The organism is Colwellia sp. Bg11-12 (genome assembly GCF_014076955.1).
Taxonomy (GTDB): Bacteria; Pseudomonadota; Gammaproteobacteria; order Enterobacterales; family Alteromonadaceae; genus Colwellia_A.
In genome coordinates this window covers 89,186-108,436 of sequence record NZ_JACGUZ010000049.1, presented here as the reverse complement: position 1 = coordinate 108,436, position 19,251 = coordinate 89,186, and the positions used below count along the sequence as shown (strand labels likewise).

The 19,251-nt window shown below is 37.7% G+C and carries 15 protein-coding genes; all 15 read right to left on the bottom strand.

Annotated elements, in window-relative coordinates:
* Positions 1-48: 48 nt before the first annotated feature.
* The 15 genes from H4J39_RS01750 to H4J39_RS01680 all read right to left on the bottom strand — a co-directional run bounded on the left by H4J39_RS01750 (position 49) and on the right by H4J39_RS01680 (position 19,219).
* The gene (locus H4J39_RS01750; RefSeq protein ID WP_182225708.1) at positions 49-2,358 is read right to left on the bottom strand and encodes an RND family transporter; all 2,310 of its coding nucleotides are present in this window, start codon (positions 2,356-2,358) and stop codon (positions 49-51) included.
* A 53-nt stretch (positions 2,359-2,411) separates the two neighbouring features.
* The gene (locus H4J39_RS01745; protein WP_182225707.1) at positions 2,412-3,422 is read right to left on the bottom strand and encodes a YCF48-related protein; all 1,011 of its coding nucleotides are present in this window, start codon (positions 3,420-3,422) and stop codon (positions 2,412-2,414) included.
* A 134-nt stretch (positions 3,423-3,556) separates the two neighbouring features.
* Positions 3,557-4,933, bottom strand: coding sequence for a DUF1329 domain-containing protein (locus H4J39_RS01740; RefSeq protein ID WP_182225706.1), 1,377 nt, complete (start codon positions 4,931-4,933; stop codon positions 3,557-3,559).
* 22 nt (positions 4,934-4,955) lie between these two features.
* Positions 4,956-7,004, bottom strand: a complete 2,049-nt coding sequence (locus tag H4J39_RS01735; protein ID WP_182225705.1) for a DUF1302 domain-containing protein — start codon at positions 7,002-7,004, stop codon at positions 4,956-4,958.
* Positions 7,005-7,327: 323 nt separating this feature from the next.
* The gene (locus tag H4J39_RS01730; protein WP_182179858.1) at positions 7,328-7,543 is read right to left on the bottom strand and encodes a DUF2835 family protein; all 216 of its coding nucleotides are present in this window, start codon (positions 7,541-7,543) and stop codon (positions 7,328-7,330) included.
* Positions 7,544-7,550: 7 nt separating this feature from the next.
* A complete protein-coding gene (gene pepN, locus H4J39_RS01725; RefSeq protein WP_182225704.1) occupies positions 7,551-10,115 on the bottom strand; it encodes an aminopeptidase N in 2,565 nt (854 codons plus the stop codon).
* Positions 10,116-10,231: 116 nt separating this feature from the next.
* Positions 10,232-11,734 carry a Na+/H+ antiporter NhaC gene (gene nhaC / locus H4J39_RS01720; protein ID WP_182225703.1) on the bottom strand — a complete coding sequence of 501 codons (1,503 nt, stop codon included), beginning with the start codon at positions 11,732-11,734 and terminating at the stop codon, positions 10,232-10,234.
* A 186-nt stretch (positions 11,735-11,920) separates the two neighbouring features.
* Complete coding sequence (gene prc, locus H4J39_RS01715; RefSeq protein ID WP_182225702.1) at positions 11,921-13,957, bottom strand: carboxy terminal-processing peptidase; 2,037 nt, start codon at positions 13,955-13,957, stop codon at positions 11,921-11,923.
* A gap of 16 nt (positions 13,958-13,973) precedes the next feature.
* A complete protein-coding gene (proQ, locus tag H4J39_RS01710; protein WP_259368719.1) occupies positions 13,974-14,765 on the bottom strand; it encodes an RNA chaperone ProQ in 792 nt (263 codons plus the stop codon).
* Positions 14,766-14,794: 29 nt separating this feature from the next.
* Complete coding sequence (locus tag H4J39_RS01705; protein WP_070376584.1) at positions 14,795-15,085, bottom strand: hypothetical protein; 291 nt, start codon at positions 15,083-15,085, stop codon at positions 14,795-14,797.
* A complete protein-coding gene (locus tag H4J39_RS01700) occupies positions 15,085-15,561 on the bottom strand; it encodes a GAF domain-containing protein (protein WP_182225701.1) in 477 nt (158 codons plus the stop codon). Before H4J39_RS01700 ends, H4J39_RS01705 begins: the two co-directional genes overlap by 1 nt.
* Before the next feature lie 154 nt (positions 15,562-15,715).
* Positions 15,716-16,507 carry an SIMPL domain-containing protein gene (locus tag H4J39_RS01695; RefSeq protein ID WP_182225700.1) on the bottom strand — a complete coding sequence of 264 codons (792 nt, stop codon included), beginning with the start codon at positions 16,505-16,507 and terminating at the stop codon, positions 15,716-15,718.
* 121 nt (positions 16,508-16,628) lie between these two features.
* On the bottom strand, positions 16,629-17,525 hold the full coding sequence (locus H4J39_RS01690) for an FAD:protein FMN transferase (RefSeq protein ID WP_259368718.1): 897 nt from the start codon (positions 17,523-17,525) through the stop codon (positions 16,629-16,631).
* A gap of 153 nt (positions 17,526-17,678) precedes the next feature.
* Positions 17,679-19,004, bottom strand: coding sequence for a DUF3570 domain-containing protein (locus H4J39_RS01685; RefSeq protein WP_182225699.1), 1,326 nt, complete (start codon positions 19,002-19,004; stop codon positions 17,679-17,681).
* Positions 18,995-19,219: a DUF4266 domain-containing protein gene (locus tag H4J39_RS01680; RefSeq protein WP_182225698.1), complete on the bottom strand. Its 225-nt coding sequence runs from the start codon at positions 19,217-19,219 to the stop codon at positions 18,995-18,997. The genes H4J39_RS01685 and H4J39_RS01680 overlap by 10 nt, the downstream gene beginning before the upstream one ends.
* Positions 19,220-19,251 lie beyond the last annotated feature (32 nt).

Genomic DNA, 19,251 nt, shown 5'->3' with positions numbered 1-19,251 from the left:
CCTTACGGCCATTTTCTTGTTTATTTATTCAAGAATAACGATTTAAATTTATTTTTTATTAGGCCATAAAAAAGCGGCTATAGCTGGTAAGACCAGCACTGCAGCGATCATATTCACCAAAAACATGAACGTTAAGAGTATTCCCATATCAACTTGAAATTTCAAATCAGACCAAAACCACGTTGACACACCAATAGCTAATGTAACGCCCGTGATCAAAACGGCACTGCCACGTTCTTTTAACGCTAATAAATAAGCTTCTTGAACTTGGTAGCCTTCACGTAACTTTATACTCATTGTTGACAGGATATAAATACCATAATCAACACCAATACCTACACCTAATGCAATAACCGGTAAAGTAGAAACCGTTAAGCCAATATCAAGTGCGGTCATTAACCATTGTGCAAGTGTCGATACAACATAAAGAGGGACAATGACAACAATCGTGGCACGAATACTTCTAAAACTAATAAAACACAGTAAAGTTACCGCTCCATAAACATAAAGCATCATTGGTGTTTGTGCTTCGGCAACCGCTTCATTTGTCGCGGCCATCACTCCTACAGGTCCGGATGCAAGTTTAAATTTTACTTCGTCTGTAGACAATGACTTGGCCACAACTTTAACTTTATCAACGACGCGATTAATGGTTTCAGCTTTGTGGTCTTCTAAAAACAAGATAACGGGCATTACACTACAGTCGTTATTTAATAAACCACTTGATGACGGTATCCGTGCGATAGATTGCACTAAGGTTTGTTGGTTACGTGATAAAACACGCCACTTAGCATTACCTTCGTTATAACCAGCATTAACAATTTTAGCGACTGACGCTAAACTAATTGCCGATTGAACACCAACCGTGTTTTCCATCTGCCACTGAAAATCATCAATTAAGTTCATTGTTTCATGAAACGTACACGAATCGGCAGGGCTTTCTACGATGACTGACATATAATCAACACTAATAGCATAACGGTCAGTAATTAAGAACGTATCTTGGTTGTAGCGCGAGTCTTCGTGCAATGATGGCGCTCCCGCATGCAATTCTCCAATTTTCATATCTTGAGAATAATAATAGCCAGCCGCATATAAAATAGCGGTAATAACTAGGATTATTGTCGCAATTCGTTTAGTGGCAAATGAAGACATTACATCCCAAACGGTGACTTTATTCTTGTCTGGCGTTATTGGCTCTACTTTAGGTACGTGAATAAAAGAGACAAGTAACGGCAATAAAATTAGATTAGTCAAAATAATCATCGCTACACCTAAAGATGCAGTTATGGCCAATTCGCGAATAATACCAATATCAATTGAAAGCAGCGTTAAGAAACCTACCGTGTCAGAAAGCAAAGCAACGCCGCCTGGGATCAATAGCAAACGAAAACTCATTTGTGCAGCTTCTTTAGAGGTTGCCCCTTTTGTGACCTGTTTTGAGACCGAATTAATCATTTGTACACCATGGCTAACACCAATGGCGAACACTAAGAATGGCACCAGAATAGACATCGGGTCTAAGCCAAAACCAAGTGTTGATAACATACCTAACTGCCATACAACGGCAACAAGAGAACACGCAATAGGCAAAAGAGTTAGTGTAATAGAACGACAGAACCAGAAAACCATCAAAGTGGTAATGACAATAGCAATAGCAAAAAAGGCAACAACTCCTTTTGCGCCTTCGGCAACATCGCCTACCATTTTACTAAAACCAATGATATGAATGCTGATATTATCTTTTTCGAATTGTCCTCTAATTTGCTGCTCAAGTTGCTCAGCAATAACGAGTGTATCTAATCGTTCACCCGTTTGTGGGTCAGTGTCCATTAAGGAAGCTTTTACCATCGCACAACTATAATCGTCAGCAACAATGCTGCCTACAATGCCTGCTTTTTCGATATTTGACTTAACAATGGCTAAACCTTGCGAGTCAGGCTGAAAATTAGCGGGGATCACTGGACCTCCGGCAAATCCATCTTCAACTATTTCAACAAAACGTGTACTCGGTGAATACAGCGATTTTACTTGAATACGATCAACACCAGGGATAAAAAATAATTGATCATGAACACCTTTTAAAGCACCAAAAAAAGGTTCATTAAATATATCACCTTCTTTATCACAGACAGAGATTAGAACATTGTTCGCACCTCCAAAGTTTTCACGGTATTTTAAATAGGTTTTCATGTAAGTATGATTAAGGGGAATATGCTTTTCAAAAGCTGCATCAAGCTTTATTTGACTTGCTTGAAAAACAAGAAAAATACTCGCGAGTACGAAAGCCACAAGCACAAGTACTCTTTTGCGGAACATCGTGGCTTCAATAACATTAATAAGGGATTCAATTTTCATTTAATTTACTTCATTTGGATTGGCGGTAATAACAACAACTTTTTTACTTTACTTTACTTTAACTTCGTCAGCGGAATGACTTTAATACCCACTTCAGAAACTATCACAAGCTGGTTATTAAACCAAACACCACTAATAAGGGCTTTGCCGTCAGCTTGAATATTTAAAGAAAAACTCATTCCGTCATCATCGCTTTTTAAAATAACACCATTATTACCTAAAACGTAAATGCTACCGTTATCACCAAGAAGAATTGAGTTTAGTAAGGCATTCGTTCCCGTAGTGATCGGCTGCCAAGGTGCGCCACTTTCTAAACGGCGAAAAACGTTACCACGCAAACCAACAACCAATAAGTTACCCTGTTGAGTGCGAGCAATATCGTTGAATGACCCTTGATAAATTTTATCCTGTGGTTGCCATATTTGCGCAAAATCATCACTTTTGGCAATCAGCCCGACTTCGCCAACCATATAAAGGGTAAGACCGTCTTTAAAAATACTGTTGAAATGCGCAAGAATACTTCCTTGCTCATCTAAATAAGCTTCTTCATCTTGTTCCTTAAGCTCTTCTAGATAATCTAAATCTTCAGGAAATAAAAATTCACCGTGAAATTCAAAAGTCCACGTTAAGCCGCCATCAGTAGTGCGGTATAATTGCCCATATGCGCCTATAGCAATCCCTTGATTTTTATCTTTAAAGATTATATCAAGTAATGGTTTTTCTTTCTCTGGAAGGTGTTGTTGTATTTCCCAATTCTCACCACCATCACTAGAAAATAATATTGTCGCGTCATGTCCAACAGCCCAGCCGTGTTTTGCATCAACAAAATAGACAGCGGTTAATGTGGTGCGAACAGGTACGTTAGCTTGATGCCAAGTTACTGCATCATCTGAAAGTAAAATATGGCCGCGTTCACCTACAGCAACAAGCTGCTTATCATTGATTTTGAAAATATCAAGCATAAGTGATTTACTGGCTAGAGGTGCTTGCATAGCAGGTAATTGCTGTGAAGAAGCGCTAAGGAAAAATAAGGTGCTAAAAAGGAAAGCCAACAAACGTTGCATAAGAGAAGGTACTCATTGGTTAAAAATTAAGGTTTTTCTGTTGTTTCATCGTCGATGAAGTTGTGAAATTATCATATTTCATAATGTATAACGGCTGACATTCGCCAGCCGTTATAAGTTTTAGGCGCTAAATGCTATCTGCGCCCCTCACGCCTTAATGCAGAAGAAGTAAATGAAATATCTTCTAACTCTGCAGAAAAGTCATACATTTTAGCTTCATTATCTAAGCCCATTGCTATATAGCGACGAGACTGTAAATCATGAAATACTTCAAGTGTAGACCATTGCGTCGGAACTTCGTAATAATTCAAACCATGTGCAACACCAACACGGTACAACTCATCACGGTTGTCGTAAATATCGGTAACCGCTATTTGCCAGCTATCTTCGTCAATAAAGAAAACACGTTTTTTGTAAGTATGACGTGTGTCTGATTTTAAGTTAGCTTCGACAACCCACACACGATGTTTTTCATAACGAACATGCTCGGGGTTAATATGTCCAGGCTGTAAAATATCAGCATATTTTAATTTGTCACTATGTAAACGATAGTCATTATATGGGATCAATAACTCTTGTTTCCCTTTTAATGTCCAGTTATAGCGATTTGGTGCACCATTAAACATATCGAAATCATCAGTGGTACGTAAACCATCAGACGCAGTACCTGGCGTGTCATAAGCAACATTAGGTGCACGACGAACACGACGTTGACCCGTATTATATGTCCAAGCTTGGCGAGGTGTTTGTATTTGGTTCATTGTTTCATGAACTAATAATGCGGTACCCGCTAAACGTGCTGGTTCAGTAACTTTTTGCTTAAATTTAAACAAAATATTAGTTTCTTTAAGTTTTTCAGCTGAAGCTCCTTTAACACCGTAAGGGATCATTAACTGGTCATCAAAACCTAAATAAGTGTAATCACCTGAAGCTGTTGGTGCTGCCTGACCACCTTCACGTGTAAGAGATTCACCACGGTAACGTAAAATATGGTTCCAAATAGCTTCTAGGCCGTCTTTTGGCACAGGAAATGGAATACCAACAGCTGCATTTTCAATGCCGTTACCCCCCTCAACTAACTCTGTACGCCCAGCGTTATCAATACTTGCTTGATAGACATGCTCAGGATAAGAAGCAGAACGTCTTGATTGATAAACATTCATTTTATAAGTATCAGGGTAAGTTTCAAAAAGCTTTACCTGACCTGGTGTTAACATTGCTTTATATTCTGCAACATTAGCCGCAGTAATCGTATATTTTACTTTATCTGTGGAAAATGGGTCGACGTGATGGTCACCCACGGTATATCCAGCAGGAACTGAAGTAATACCACCCTTCCATGAAGGAATAGAACCATCTTTGTTACCCGCACGAACCGCGCCAATTGGCGTTAATTCTTTACTTAACTTAGCGACTTCTGTCGGTGAAACTTTAGCGAGAGTTGCCGTTGACACAATAGCCAAACTTACTGCAACTGAGGCTAATGTTAATTTTTTAAGTGAATTTTTCATAATATTGCTCATTAACTTAGCCTTATATTGAATATTTAATGCTGAATGAAATGTAATCGCGGTCTTCCATTTTATTGGTTGTTCCTACGCCATCCCAAAAACCGTTATAGCTTATATCTGCTGACCAGCGGCTTTGATAATTAAAGTTGATGCCTAAAGCTACTGACTTTCGCTCTTCAACGAAAAGAAATAATGGATCTGGTGTCGTACCTTTCACATCATGTGAGAAAACCATACGTGGCGAAACGTTAATACCTGCAACCACGTTATTAAAGTCTAACTTGACAATTGCGCGGTAACCCCAAGCAAATGCATCTGGGAATGGGTTAGTTTCGACGCCATCTTGCACGGCCAATTCTAAGCCTTCTTTACCCGCGATACCACCACTACGTGCAGTACCAGGACCATTCAGTCGTAATACATCTTGGTCAGGCATATCTTGAATATTAATGCCGCCCACTTCAAGTAATGTTGTTAATTGACTTGCACCAAATGAAGGACCCCAAAGGTGAGTTAGTGTTGTTTGTGCTTGAAGAGTATCAGATAAAACAAAACCATCTGCGTGCTCTCCGCCTTGGAATACTGGCATTTGAGATATGCCATCAAGTTCGCTGCGACCTTGGTCATTCGCTAATTGTTGTGGCATAGCTGCAAACAACAACTCAACATCATCAATTTGTAATGGTTCGTCTTGACGGAAGGTTACTTCACCCGCTACTGAGGTAGTACCTAACACCGTATTAAAACTCATTGCGTAAACTTTAATATCTTCTACGTAATCAAGCTCAACTCGTGAGAAAGCTTTTAAATTAGTGTAGTTGTCTTCAGTAATAGGACCTGAAAGTAACATACCAATATCGTGACCAATTGCCGCGTTACTGAAGTCTGCAGTAACACCCGCAAATATTGGACGACGACTGTGGTAATTCATGTGATAAAGGCTAATTTCAGTGTCATTGAAATCGGGTAAAAACCACGATAAACGTAAACCGTACTGACCACCATCTTCAGGCTCGTTCTCAGCATCATCTTGACGAAGTGTCACTTTGGTTGGAAAGGCGCCTAAATAAGCGCCACCAATACTTGCAGGAGGAACAGCACCTGTAGCAATTGCTCCACTGAGTCTATTAAGACCTGAAATAAGGTAATCTAAATCGAGATCTGGGTTACTAGCAAAGCCTAATTGAACATTGTTATATTGACCGCCATCACCAGCAAAATCATTGGTTGAGAAGTAACTACCAGGTGCTGGTAATACTGTCTTTTCCCAATTGTACTGATAAAAAGCTTCAATATTGAAATTTTCAGATATGCCTAATGATGCCCAAACAGCTCCGAAAGGAATAAAAGCTTCTTTTAATTCTGAACCGGGCGCACGAAGACGTGCAATATCAACAGGGTTTAGCTCACTGATACCATGAGAAATTAATGTACTTTCTCCCCAGCTAATAACTTGCTGACCTACACGAATTGAAAGCGGCATATCGCCAACATGAAAATCACCATAAACGAAGGCATCAAGAAGTCTTACGTCACTACATAACTGATCACTCGCTTCACCGTCACGACAAGGGTCGTTAGTTACCCCTGACAAAGGATTAGCCCATGCTCGGTCACTGTCACTCATTTCTAAGTCATAGAAGTACATTCCACGAACGAACAATCCAAAATTTTCATAACGAACTTCAAGGTCATGTGAGCCCTTGATTATCTGAGAAAAGCTTTCGCCTGAATTATAATTGAGGTTAGCGTTATCACCATTCGTTGAGTAACCGCCCTGTCCGTTCCATACAGTCCCAGCATCAGGCGTTGGATTTAATGATGGATGGTAACTACTGAAATCAAAACCATTGTTAGGATTATTTGATTTACCGACGTTATCGTTCCAATTGCGGTCTTCTACACGCCAACTTTGACCGTAACTAAATGTTGAATCAAAACTTACATCAAAGTTACCTAATGTAAAATTCTCTGCCTGTACGTGGTTTACTGTCGCTAAACAAACAAGTGCAGCGGTTATACTTGCAGCCAAAGGCTTCTTGTAAAACCTGTTGCGAGGGCTATATTTCATTTATTCTCTCCCCAGAGCGTGTAAATTATATTTTATTTTTATCATCGCTACTTACTATTTGAAATAAGTGGTCTAAAACAATAATTGCATCATTTTATCAATGGCGCAAGAGCTAAAAACAATTGATAAGACCCTATGTTTTAATGACTTCTAATCAATAAAAGCCTAATCACACACTCTTGTTTAAAACAGTTGTTTAAAACAAAACTTTCTTCATATAGTTTTCAACAAGTAGTGACTTGTATTAAGTGTTACAGCGAAACTGACTAGATAGCTTCAAGCACACCAGATGGTCCGACCACTGTTTAAAGCTAATACTCTAACTATGTGATTTTAGTTAAAGACAAAAATTTATTATTTTTAGTTTCCATACAAAAACAGCCTTTAATTCCATTAGATAATAAATATTTTCTCATGTGCATTGCTGGAAATTGCACTCGCAGACCTTCAGTTGTTGTAACAACCATGTGCTGAGCTTTACCCTCATAATAGGGATAAAACTCAGCAGAAGTCATATTGATTAAAAAGTAATATTTCATAAAGCAATTAGCCAGCTAAGGCAGCATCAAGCTTTTCTTTTAAGTCTTTTGATAATTTTTTAAGCTTAGTCAATTTTTCTAGTTCTGCTCGCATTAATTGCTGTCTCGGTAAATCAAAAGCTTTAAATTGAATAAGTGGCGTTATTAACCTTGAGGCAACTTGTGGATTTATTTCATTCATCAACGCGACTTGTTTCGCCAGAAACTGATAACCTTGTCCTGTTCTACAATGAAAGTAACGAGGATTATTTACGCTAAAGTTACCGAGTAATGAACGTGCTCGGTTTGGATTTTTTAAACTAAATAAGGGGTGAACGAGTAAAGCATCAAGCGAACTAAAAATATCAGTATCACATTGCTGGGCAGCAATACTAAACCATTTATCCATAACTAATGGTGTATCGTGCCACTTTTTCTCAAAATGTTGTAATTGTTCATCAAAGTCAACTAAGTTATTTTTAGCTGAGCATACCAGCGCAGCTAAAGTATCTGTCATATTATCTGATGAGTTAAATTGTAACCCCACATTTTTTTGCTGTTCATTGAGTAGCGATAAATAAGACAAACAAACATTTTTCAGTGCCCTTTTACCGACTTCATCGCCGCTATATACGTACTGTGAGCTTTTGTTATCAGCGAATGCTTTTTCAAAACTTGCCGTTAAACCTTTAACTAAAAATAATTTCACGGCTGAAATTGCATTGACCACTTTTATGGGATCTACCTGTGTAATTTCAGCAACAACTTCATCAAAACTTGGTAAGGACAACTGCTCAGCTTTAAATGCATTGTCAGTGCTTGCGTCAAAAATAGCTTGATAGGTAGTTAATAAGCTCTTAGGTAAAACAAAAGTATCGTCATTCACTAGTGCTTTAATGTAATTCAACATTAATTTCTGACCCGCGTCCCAACGGCAAAACTCGTCATCAGCAAAAGCCATAATGGTCGCCAGCTCTTTATCTGTTTGGTTAAAACTTAATTTCACTGGCGCAGAAAAATCAGCTAAGATCGCTAATACAGGTTTTTCAGAAAAATGGTCAAAAGTCCACGTTTGCTGCTCAGAAGTTAACTCAAGTAGCTGGTGTTTTGTTACTTTGTTATTTTCAATAAGTTCAATCGCAACTGGAATATGTAACGACTTACCTGCACTGCCATCTTTTTGTGCAGGGCTTTTCTGCGTGATACTTAACTGGTACTTTCCATTTAAAAAGCTTTCTTTAACCGTTAAAGTAGGTGTGCCCGACTGATGGTACCAAGCTTTAAATAATGCGAGATCTACTTCTGAAGCATCAGACATTGCATTAATAAAGTCTTCACAAGTAACGGCCATGCCATCGTAACGAGCAAAATATAAATCTATGCCTTTTCTAAAGTTCTCTTTACCTAATAAGGTATGTATCATCCGGATGACTTCAGCACCTTTTTCATAAACAGTTAAGGTATAAAAGTTATTCATTTCCAATACTTTCTCTGGACGAATAGGATGTGCCATAGGTCCAGCATCTTCAGCGAACTGTTGAGAACGTAACAATCTAACATTTTTAATACGGTTTACCGCTGCACTATGCATGTCTGCGCTAAACTGTTGATCGCGAAATACCGTTAAACCTTCTTTTAAGCTTAACTGAAACCAATCACGACAAGTAACACGGTTACCTGTCCAGTTATGAAAGTATTCATGACCAATAACCGCTTCAATATTGAAAAAATCAGTGTCGGTAGCACTTTCATCATCAGCTAGAACAAATTTCGAATTAAAAACGTTCAAGCCTTTATTTTCCATTGCGCCCATATTAAAAAAGTCGACTGCAACAATCATGTAAATATCAAGATCATAAACTAAACCAAACGTTTCTTCGTCCCAGCGCATCGATTTTTTAAGTGATGACATCGCATGATGAGCTTTATGTAAGTTACCTTTATCAACGAATATTTCTAAAGCAACATCTCGTTTATCGTTTGTCCTAAACGTATCTGATAATAAATCAAAATCCCCTGCTACAACGGCAAATAAATAACAAGGCTTTGGATGAGGGTCTTGCCAACAAGTAAAATGTTTGCCTTGTGGTAAATTCCCTTCATCGGTTTTATTGCCGTTTGATAATAAGTAAGGATATAGTTTTTTATCGGCGATAACTTTAGTGGAGAATGTCGCCATAACATCAGGGCGATCTAAATAATAAGTGATCCGTCTGAAACCTTCGGCTTCACACTGTGTACAAAAAGCCCCTCCCGATTTAAACAGACCTTCAAGTGACGTATTATTGAGTGGGTCAATTTCAGTAACAATTGTCAACATAAACTCTTCTGCATTAACATCAACGGTTAACTGTGTTGAACTCACCTGATAAAAACTTGTAGGCAATACTTGTTGATTGATTTGCAGCGAAACAAGTTTGAGTTGTTCTCCATCAAGTACTAATTGCTTAGCCTTTTTATTTTCACGTTTTATTGCCATTGTGTTCGTAACTATGGTCGCCGTATCGGCAAGCTCAAACGTTAGATCAACCGTGGAAATTGAGAAATCTGACACTTGGTAGTCAGATAAATAGCGCGCTGTAAAGTCAGTCATGAGATATTCCTTTTGAAAAAAATATAAAGCCTGCATAAACAGGCTTTATATTAAGTCGAGATTAAGAGTAAATAAAAGAATGTATTATTCTCCAGCAATACTCTTTGTATTTAATGCTAGCTCTTTACAAGTTCATCACTACTTGTTGCTAACATTTTAATTTTAAAACCAGTGTATCCATAAATTATGGCAAGTACTGGATTAATTAAATTGAAAAAACAATAAAAAATATAATCGTATGAGGTTAATGCTAATGCAGCAAACATAAAAGCACCACAAGTATTCCAAGGAATTAAAGGTGAAGTTATGGTACCTGAATCTTCTAAAGTACGGCTTAATAGGGTTGGATGAAAACCACGACGTTTAAATTCAGCTTTAAACATTCTACCTGGCATAACGATCGCCATGTATTGATCCGCTGTTATTAAATTAGTACCAATACACGTTGCAACTGTACTTGCAATTAAACTACCAGTAGATTTGGCTGTTGATAAAATAGCCTTAACAAATTTATTCAACATGCCTAAATGTTCTAACACTGCGCCAAAGCTCAGTGCACACATGACTAACCAAATAGTGTTTAGCATGCTAGACATACCACCACGGCTAAGCAGTTCATCAATTTGTTTATTGCCGGTGTTAACTACAACACCATCAAAAAAGGCTGTCCAAACGACAGTAATATAAGCTTTAACACCACTTACCCCTTCCGCAGCCATACTCAATATAAGATCTTGTTGAAAAATTAATGCCCAAACAGCGCCAATTAAAGCGCCAATAGCAACAGCAGGGAACGCAGGCACTTTTTTAAAGGCTAAATAAAGTAATATGAAGAGCGGTATAAGATTAAAGACAGATATATTATAAGTATCATCGAGTGTTTTTAATAATGCGTCAATACTTGCCGTATCACCTGTAACGGTTGAAGAGTGGTCAAAACCAATAAGTAAAAACAAAACAAGAGCAATGCTGATAGAGGGTATGGTGGTCCATAACATATAACGGATATGTTCAAATAACTCACTTCCAGCTACGGCAGGTGCAAGATTTGTTGTTTCAGACAATGGTGATAATTTATCACCAAAATATGCACCCGAAATGACCGCACCGGCAGTAACCGCAGTAGACATTTCAAAGCCATTAGCAATACCAATAAAGGCAACACCTACGGTCGCAGCTGTCGTCCAAGAGCTACCGATACTCATAGCAACGATACCACAAACTAAACAAGCAGCCGCGTAGAACCAACTTGGGTCAATAATTTTCAAACCGTAATACACCATTGTAGGTACGGTGCCTGAAAGTAGCCAAGTTCCAATTAATGAGCCAACGGCCAATAAAATTAAGATAGCCCCCAGAGAAATAGAAATACCACCAACGATAGACTTTTCGATAGATTGCCATGTATAACCATTTTTAATGCCAATAACAATTGCAATTCCCATAGCGAGTAATAAAGCAATTTGATTTGGTCCATAAGATGAGTTATCAGCGAAATACCATACAGCCGTTGTTAACATAACAACCAATGCAAAAATAGGAATTAACGCATCAAGCATACTGGGTTCTTTTGGCAAGTGCGTTGCCGGGATCTGGTTATTGTTTTCTGGCTCTGTCATGTGCGATGCTGACCTTAAGTTTTATTATAGTTATAATTTTTAATGTTTTAATGTTTTAATGTTTTAATCACAAAATCCTGAAAAGTCAGGATAAGGTTTATTGACTAATCTGTTGATAAATTGAGTTTAGCCTTTTGTCTTACATAAAAGCCGCAATAAAGCGGCTTTTGTTGAGTTGTTGTTTAATTATTTTTTAGCCATTTTACCTAAAGAAATTAAATCAAAAGTAATTTTAGCGGTTTCGTCTAAAAACGGATCTAATGTTTCCAATTCGTCAGGTAAATCGTCTAATGATTTCACTTTTTCTTTACCCATAACAACTAAACGCTCGTTGACACGGATAAGTTGTTTTTCTTTACTCTCTTCACGCTTTTGCTTACGTTCGATAAGCTTTAAAGAAATAGTTTTATCATCTTTTTCTTTTTGATAAGTAATAATATCATCAAGTAAATAGTTAAATTCACGATTAGATTTAACACGTTCAATATGTAAAGAATTCAAATAAGACAAATCTGTTGATAAGTTTCCTATACGTTTATAATTTGCTTTAGGAATTTGATCCCATGGCAACGCATTTTTCTCGCGGCTTTCGCCCCAGTCTTCAGGGTTAACCGCTGTAGGAAAAGAAATATCAGGAAGTACCCCTCTATGCTGAGTACTGCCGCCATTTATTCGGTAAAACTTAGCGATAGTAAATTGAATACTGCCTAATGGATTATCATAAAGGTCATAAACACGTCCTAATCCTCGATGCTGCTGAACAGTGCCTTTACCAAACGTATGCTCACCAACAATAACACCGCGGCCATAATCTTGGATTGCTGCTGCAAAAATTTCAGAGGCAGACGCGCTGTAGCGATCAACCATGACCGTTAATGAGCCATCATAAGAGCTTACGCCGTCATCATCACTGTTAACTTGTACTCTGTTTGCGCCATCACGTACTTGAACAACGGGGCCTTTATCAATAAATAGACCCGTTAGTAATGTTGCTTCGCGTAACGAACCACCACCATTGCCACGTAAATCAATGATAATACCAGAAACTTTTTCTGCTTTTAATTTATCGAGCTCTTTCTTAACGTCACGGGACAAGTTGTTGTAAAAACTAGGTATAGTAATAACCCCTAGTTTTTTTGATTTTTCATCACCTTTAGTTTCAAAGTAAACTTCAGACTTTGCTGCTCTATCTTCAAGTAATATTTTATCGCGAACGATGGTAACAACTTTAATAACCGCATCATTTTCAGCTTTTGCTGGCAATATTTGTAAGCGGACTTTTGTCCCTTTAGGCCCTTTAATCAAATCAACAACATCATCTAAGCGCCAACCGATGATATCTTCAAATTTCTCATCATCTTGAGCAACGCCAACAATTCTGTCTTTAGGCTTAACATCTTTTGATTTGTCTGCAGGTCCGCCTGGAACGACACTATTAATAACAGTATAATCTTCTTCTGCTCGAAGTACTGCGCCAATGCCTTCCAGAGACAAATTCATGTCCATTTGAAATTTTTCAGCATTTCTCGGTGACAAATACGACGTATGAGGTTCAACAACACGAGCAAAGCTATTCATGACGACTTGAAAAACATCTTCACTTTCACTTTGTTTTAATCTTTTAATCGCATAGCGGTAACGCTTAGCCAAAACTTCTTGAATTTTAGGCCACTCTTTTCCCGCTAACGTTAAATTAAGAGCATCGTATTTAACTTTTAAACGCCATAATTCATTTAATTCTTTTATACCTTGTGGCCAAGCAGATTCTTCTCGATCAAAGCTATAGACTTCATCTTTGGTAAAATCGAAAGGCTCTTTTTCTAATAGACTTAGCGCATATTCATAGCGTTCTAGGCGTCGCTGAAGATTTAAATTAAATATTTCATAGGCAATATCTAATTTACCACGAGAAATAACAAGGTCAAATTCAAAACGATATTTTTGAAAATTATCAATATCTGTTGCTAAAAAAACATTCCGAGCATAATCAAGTTGTTTTATATAACGATCAAATATTTTTTCAGAGAGTGCATCATCTATTTTAACTTGGGTGTAATGTGCACGAGTAAACTGCGCAGTAATGCGTTTACTTGATATGGCATGCTGGCTTTCAGGCGCCAATATAGGAAGGTTATCCACATTATCGAGACTTTCAAAACCAAATACGTTCATTGCAGATAGCGATAAAGAAACGGCAATTGCGATACGACAAATTTTTAGCATGCCCAAATACTCCAATTTATTCAGTAAATATATTTTTAATTTGTGTCTTAACAACCATTCCTGAATTTAATTGAACACTCACATCTTTACCAGCAACTTCTGTAATAATAGCGTCCATAGGTGAGTTACCTAATTTAACTTTAACGCTTTTACCAACAACAACGGCACTGTCTTCAACAGGAACAAGTTTAACTTCTTCCTTTATATGAGTACGTTTAGTTGACTTTACTGATTTAAACTTAGCTTGTTTCTCTTGCTTTGTTTCTTGGCTGTGAGTAGACGGTTTTACTTCAGATGAATTGTCAGACTTATTAAGCTTAGATCCCTTATAAGGCTTTTTGCTTGCTTTGTCGTGTTTATTTTTGTTACCAAATTTGTCTTGGCTCTCTTTTAGCGTCTTACTCGCATAATCTGCTTGCTCTTGATCAATCTCAGCCGAGTCGTTTCCGTCAATATCAACGCGAAAACTTCCTAGCTTAACGGCTTTCAAGTAACGCCAGCTGCTTGTGTAGTGTCTTAACGCTTGACGTAAGCGAGTTTTACTCACCGTTTCGTCTTCAGCTAACTTTGCAGATAAATCTTGAAAAATACCAATTTTAAGGGCTTTAGCTGGTCCATCAATTGAGAAACACTTCGGAAATTTATCAGCTAAATAAGCGATAATTTCTTTTGTGCTTAAACGCTTAACTTCTGTGTCTTGCTCAGCGATTACTGGTGTTTGTTCTGCAACTTCAGTACTAATTTCAATACTAGTTTCAGTGTCAGTCATTTCTGTTTTGCTCACTTCGTTTTCTATTTTAGTGTCCATAAATACAACTTTTTAAAAATTCTTAAATCTTAAGAGGTTAAATCCTGAAGGTACTGTTCACGGTTATCCAACAAATGTTGGCACCAGTCATAAATATCTTCACTATCTATATCAGGTAGTGATTCTTGGCAAATCCAAGTGTCCCAAACCAAAGATAATAATTGCGCTAATATCTCTGGTTCAATATCTTCTTCGGCTAAATCATAAATCAGGTGATAAATTTCATTTATTCGTTCGGCAACGAATTCTTCTTGACCATCCCAGTCACCGACAATACTTTCGCTAACGAGGTAATCATGAATAACAATAATTTCTTTCATTAGTTTATCACGCTGTGCTTGATGATCATATTTTCAAATAAATTAATTATTGCTTCCAGTCCTTGTTGATCATCTTCATCAAAATGATCGTAAGAGGTGCTGTCTATATCAAGAACCGCAATAATCTTACCATCTACTTTTACAGGGATAACAATTTCTGAATTACTGGTTGCATCGCAAGCGATATGACCATCAAATGAATGAACATCTTCAATTCGTTGTGTGGTACTTTCGCTAACGGCTGTACCACAAACGCCCGTGCCAACAGGAATGCGAATACAAGCTACTTTCCCTTGAAAAGGACCCAATACCAGTTCATTGTTAATTAAACGATAAAATCCAACCCAGTTAACTTCTGATAAATGCTCAAAAAGTAAGGCGCTAATATTTGCCATATTAGCAATGAGATCAGGTTCGTCGTTGATTAAGGCATCAACTTGTTGGTAAAGTTCTTGATATAATTCATTTTTGTTCATAAATAACAGTATTCTTAGTTTATCAAAGATAAGTGATGGTCAAAAAGCGCATAACATAACCCGATAACCCGTGAAGTTAAAGTACTTATTATAGATTTTATGTGGTTTTAACTTATATTTCACCTGTTTTAGTAAACTTAGCGTCATTATTTACCTATTTAATAGCAAAAGTAACACTTACCTGTGCTGAAACATGCTTATTGGCAACTTGCGAACTAAAGCCATCGTTACTTCTACTTGCCATGGCATAAGCATTTGGCGTGTGGTAGGAAGATTCTTCAAAAATGGAGACTTTACCAAGCTGAACACCTATTTTATTTGCAATAGCTCTTGCTTTTAGCTGCGCATTTTCTAAAGCCTTAAGCAGCGCTTGTTGATACAAAATTTCATTGTTTGTTGTTTCTGTTTGCAGTGCAGAGATCCGACTAACACCTATTCTTACCACATTATCAAGTAGCTGGTCGTAAAGAGAGAAGTCAGTAAAGGTCACCGTAATTGTTCGAGATACCTCAAAGTAAATTTTTTCTTGCTCATGCAACGTATTGTCCGCTAATTCACGACTACTGATCACTACTTTTGTATTACTTCTTTCTTTATTTAGCTTATTTTCATTTGGGGTAGGCAATCTTTGATGTATTTCATACTCAGGGAGCACCGCACGCTTTTCATAGCGAGGCATTAATTCTAAGCGAGAAGACTCGATAGCCGTTTTTGCAATACCCATTGATAAATACAGGTTGGTGACTAAACCACTTTTTTGGTCAACCCATGCTTTAGCTTTGCTGGCAATATTACCGCGTTTGTTAATTGAAACGGTAAAAGTAAATTGGTCGGGCTCAGCGCTTACAGAACCTTTACCAATAACTTCAATACCCTTTTTAACATACTGTTCTGCGGTAATAAGCGTAGAAAATAAACTTATAATAATAATGAATATATATTTCATGGTTTTCCTAAGAGTTAGTCCTTGTCATGAATGACGGTAGCCACGGATATTCTCATCGAGGCGTCGTGACTTTATTATTGCACTTAAATAAATATATAGACAAAAAATCACGAGGTAAACGTTAACGAATAGCCCAGTGCTTAATTCCTTGTTCCTCTAAAAACGTTTCAGCATGCTCACCCTGCATTTGTGACAATGTAGCTAATATTCCGGCTTGGATACACTGTGGCGCAGAAACTGTCACTGAACGAGGTGCATTCTCGATTGGCCACCCCGTTTTAGCATTAAGAATATGGCTATATCTATGATCATTTTTTAATAAAAAACGTTTAGCATCTCCGCTTGTTGCTAGTGCCCCTTTAAATAATGACACTACCATTGTTTTCTTATTAACAAATCCAGGATGCTCAACACCTACCTGCCAAGGCTGACCATTTTTTCTAGGTGAATTTGTGGCTAAATCTCCCCCTAAATTTACAAGTACTGGTTGTTGCGTTAAGGAAGTAATTAACAAGATGGCGCGATCTACCGCATACTCTTTGCCAATTCCTCCTAAATCAATTTCCATATCAACAGGTAATATTATTTGTGTCTGGTTATATTTGACCTTATGCCAACCAACTTTTTTCATGACATCAGCAACCGCCAGCGGGCTAGGGATATTGCTCGAGCAATCAAAAGTCCAGACTTTTCTTAACACCCCTGACGTTATATCAAAAACCCCATCACTGAGTTGATAACAGGTATCTGCGAAATTTAATAAAGCAAACGTTTCATCATCAATAGCGAAAGGGTTGCCTTGGCTTTGGTTTATTTGGCTACAAAGACTTTCGCTATTATAACGGCTATACTTGTCCTCAATACGCCAAACCTCTGTACTAATTGCTTTACCAACAAGATTGGCAAGTGCCCTATCCGACGTTTCAATAATCACCTCACACGGACTTGCCATTGCATCAAACTCAATACAATAACCATCTTCACGTTCAGTCGTTATTATTTTTCTGCGCTTACTCAAATTTTAACCTGCTATATTTATTGCCGAACACGATATGTTTTTCAAGACACATCAGAATTTTAACCCGCTAAATAAAAAAAGCCCTTATTGATTAAATAAGAGCTTACAACATAACTTATGAAAAAATAAAGACTCTTTGCTAAAGTTTACTGCTTAAAACGAGTAACTTACCTGCGCAATAATAGCATCGATACTTTCATATATTTCCATATCGGCTAAAGCGCCAGGAGATTTTTGCCCTGCACTTTTTGGGTCTTGGCGATAATACTCAAGTCTGAAAGATAAGTCGTTGCCATCAGCTAATTTCATACCATATTTTAGACCGACCGTATAACCTGTCATTTCACCAATACGGTAATCAGCACTAGCAAACTCAGGTAGTGCATCACCTTGCATCAAGAAAGGTTGATAAAATTCTGCAGCGGCTTGTTGATAAAAACGCAAATGTGGCTCTAAATAACTACCGTTTCCTAATGGAATATAAAAGCGTGTATCAACCGTATGAGAATCTATTTCCCAATCGTCCCACATATAACGATAAGACACATCTAAAATAGTTTCATCAAAATGATACTTTGTTTGTGCAAAAACACTTTGCTTAGTCCGTTTATCAGGGCGGTTTTCATATAAATAGTCTTGCGCAATACCGTTTGAATCGAGCAAACTTAATATTTTAAATGGATCCGTTAAATAACCATCAACGACTGAATATGAATAGTTAAATTGCGTCACCATATTGCGATTAATCACTTGGGTAAAACCGACCATAATATCGGTGGTGGTTTTATCGTCATCACTTCCCATTCGAGTTGCATCGTGGCTACTTTCATCGCCATCGTCATGATAGGCAGAAGCCATCGACGCAAAAGGTTTCGGTAAGCCACCTTCGGGCGTAAAGGTATCTTGAAAATGACTTAAGCCAAATGAAACAGTGGAGTTTTTCTTATTAAAATCATAAGCTATATTACCGTTCACCCCTAAAGATAGGTAATCATATTCTTTTGAAATATGTACCCCAGCGCTGCCGGTATAATTTTGAGCTAATGGTTGAGTCCATTGTGCGTTTAACTGCACACGAGTATCATGAAAGGTATCATCGAGTGGGGTATCACCCGGTTTAATATCATAATCGCCTTTACCTGAAGGTCGGGTAAATGTTTGTACATTTGGCTGGGCCACAGCGCCATTGGCTGAAGCGCCCGTTAAAGCATCGATGGTTAACTTTAGATTTAAAATGCTATCGTCACTGTAGGTTTTTTTAGCATTAAAAACGGCTTCTGCCGCAGAGACACGGTCTGCCTCGCTATAATATAAAAAGGCTGAATCAAAAGACCAGCTATCTTCAGCAGACTCAACCGAAGTTGGCGCAGCCGCGACCTGAACACTGCCTAACAAAGCTGTTGTTGCTAAGGTTAACGCCGCTTTAAGGTTACCTTTATTCACCGTTTTTTTCATCTTATTATCTTTAATTAATTGCATCCACAACCTCCTCCACCGAAGCTTTTACCGCCACTTGATGCTTCTTTACTAAAATAAATATGGTCATCAAGTGCAGAATCAATTGGCGAAGATGTTAATGCCATTTGCTCTTTTGCTAACAGATCGCGTTCCCAAGGTTCAACACCTAAACTAGAACAACCAGATGCTAAAGTTACCGCAGCGAAGATGAGTGAGTACTTAAATTTATTTTTCATTGAAAACCTCATTATTTTCTTTGTATTATCGG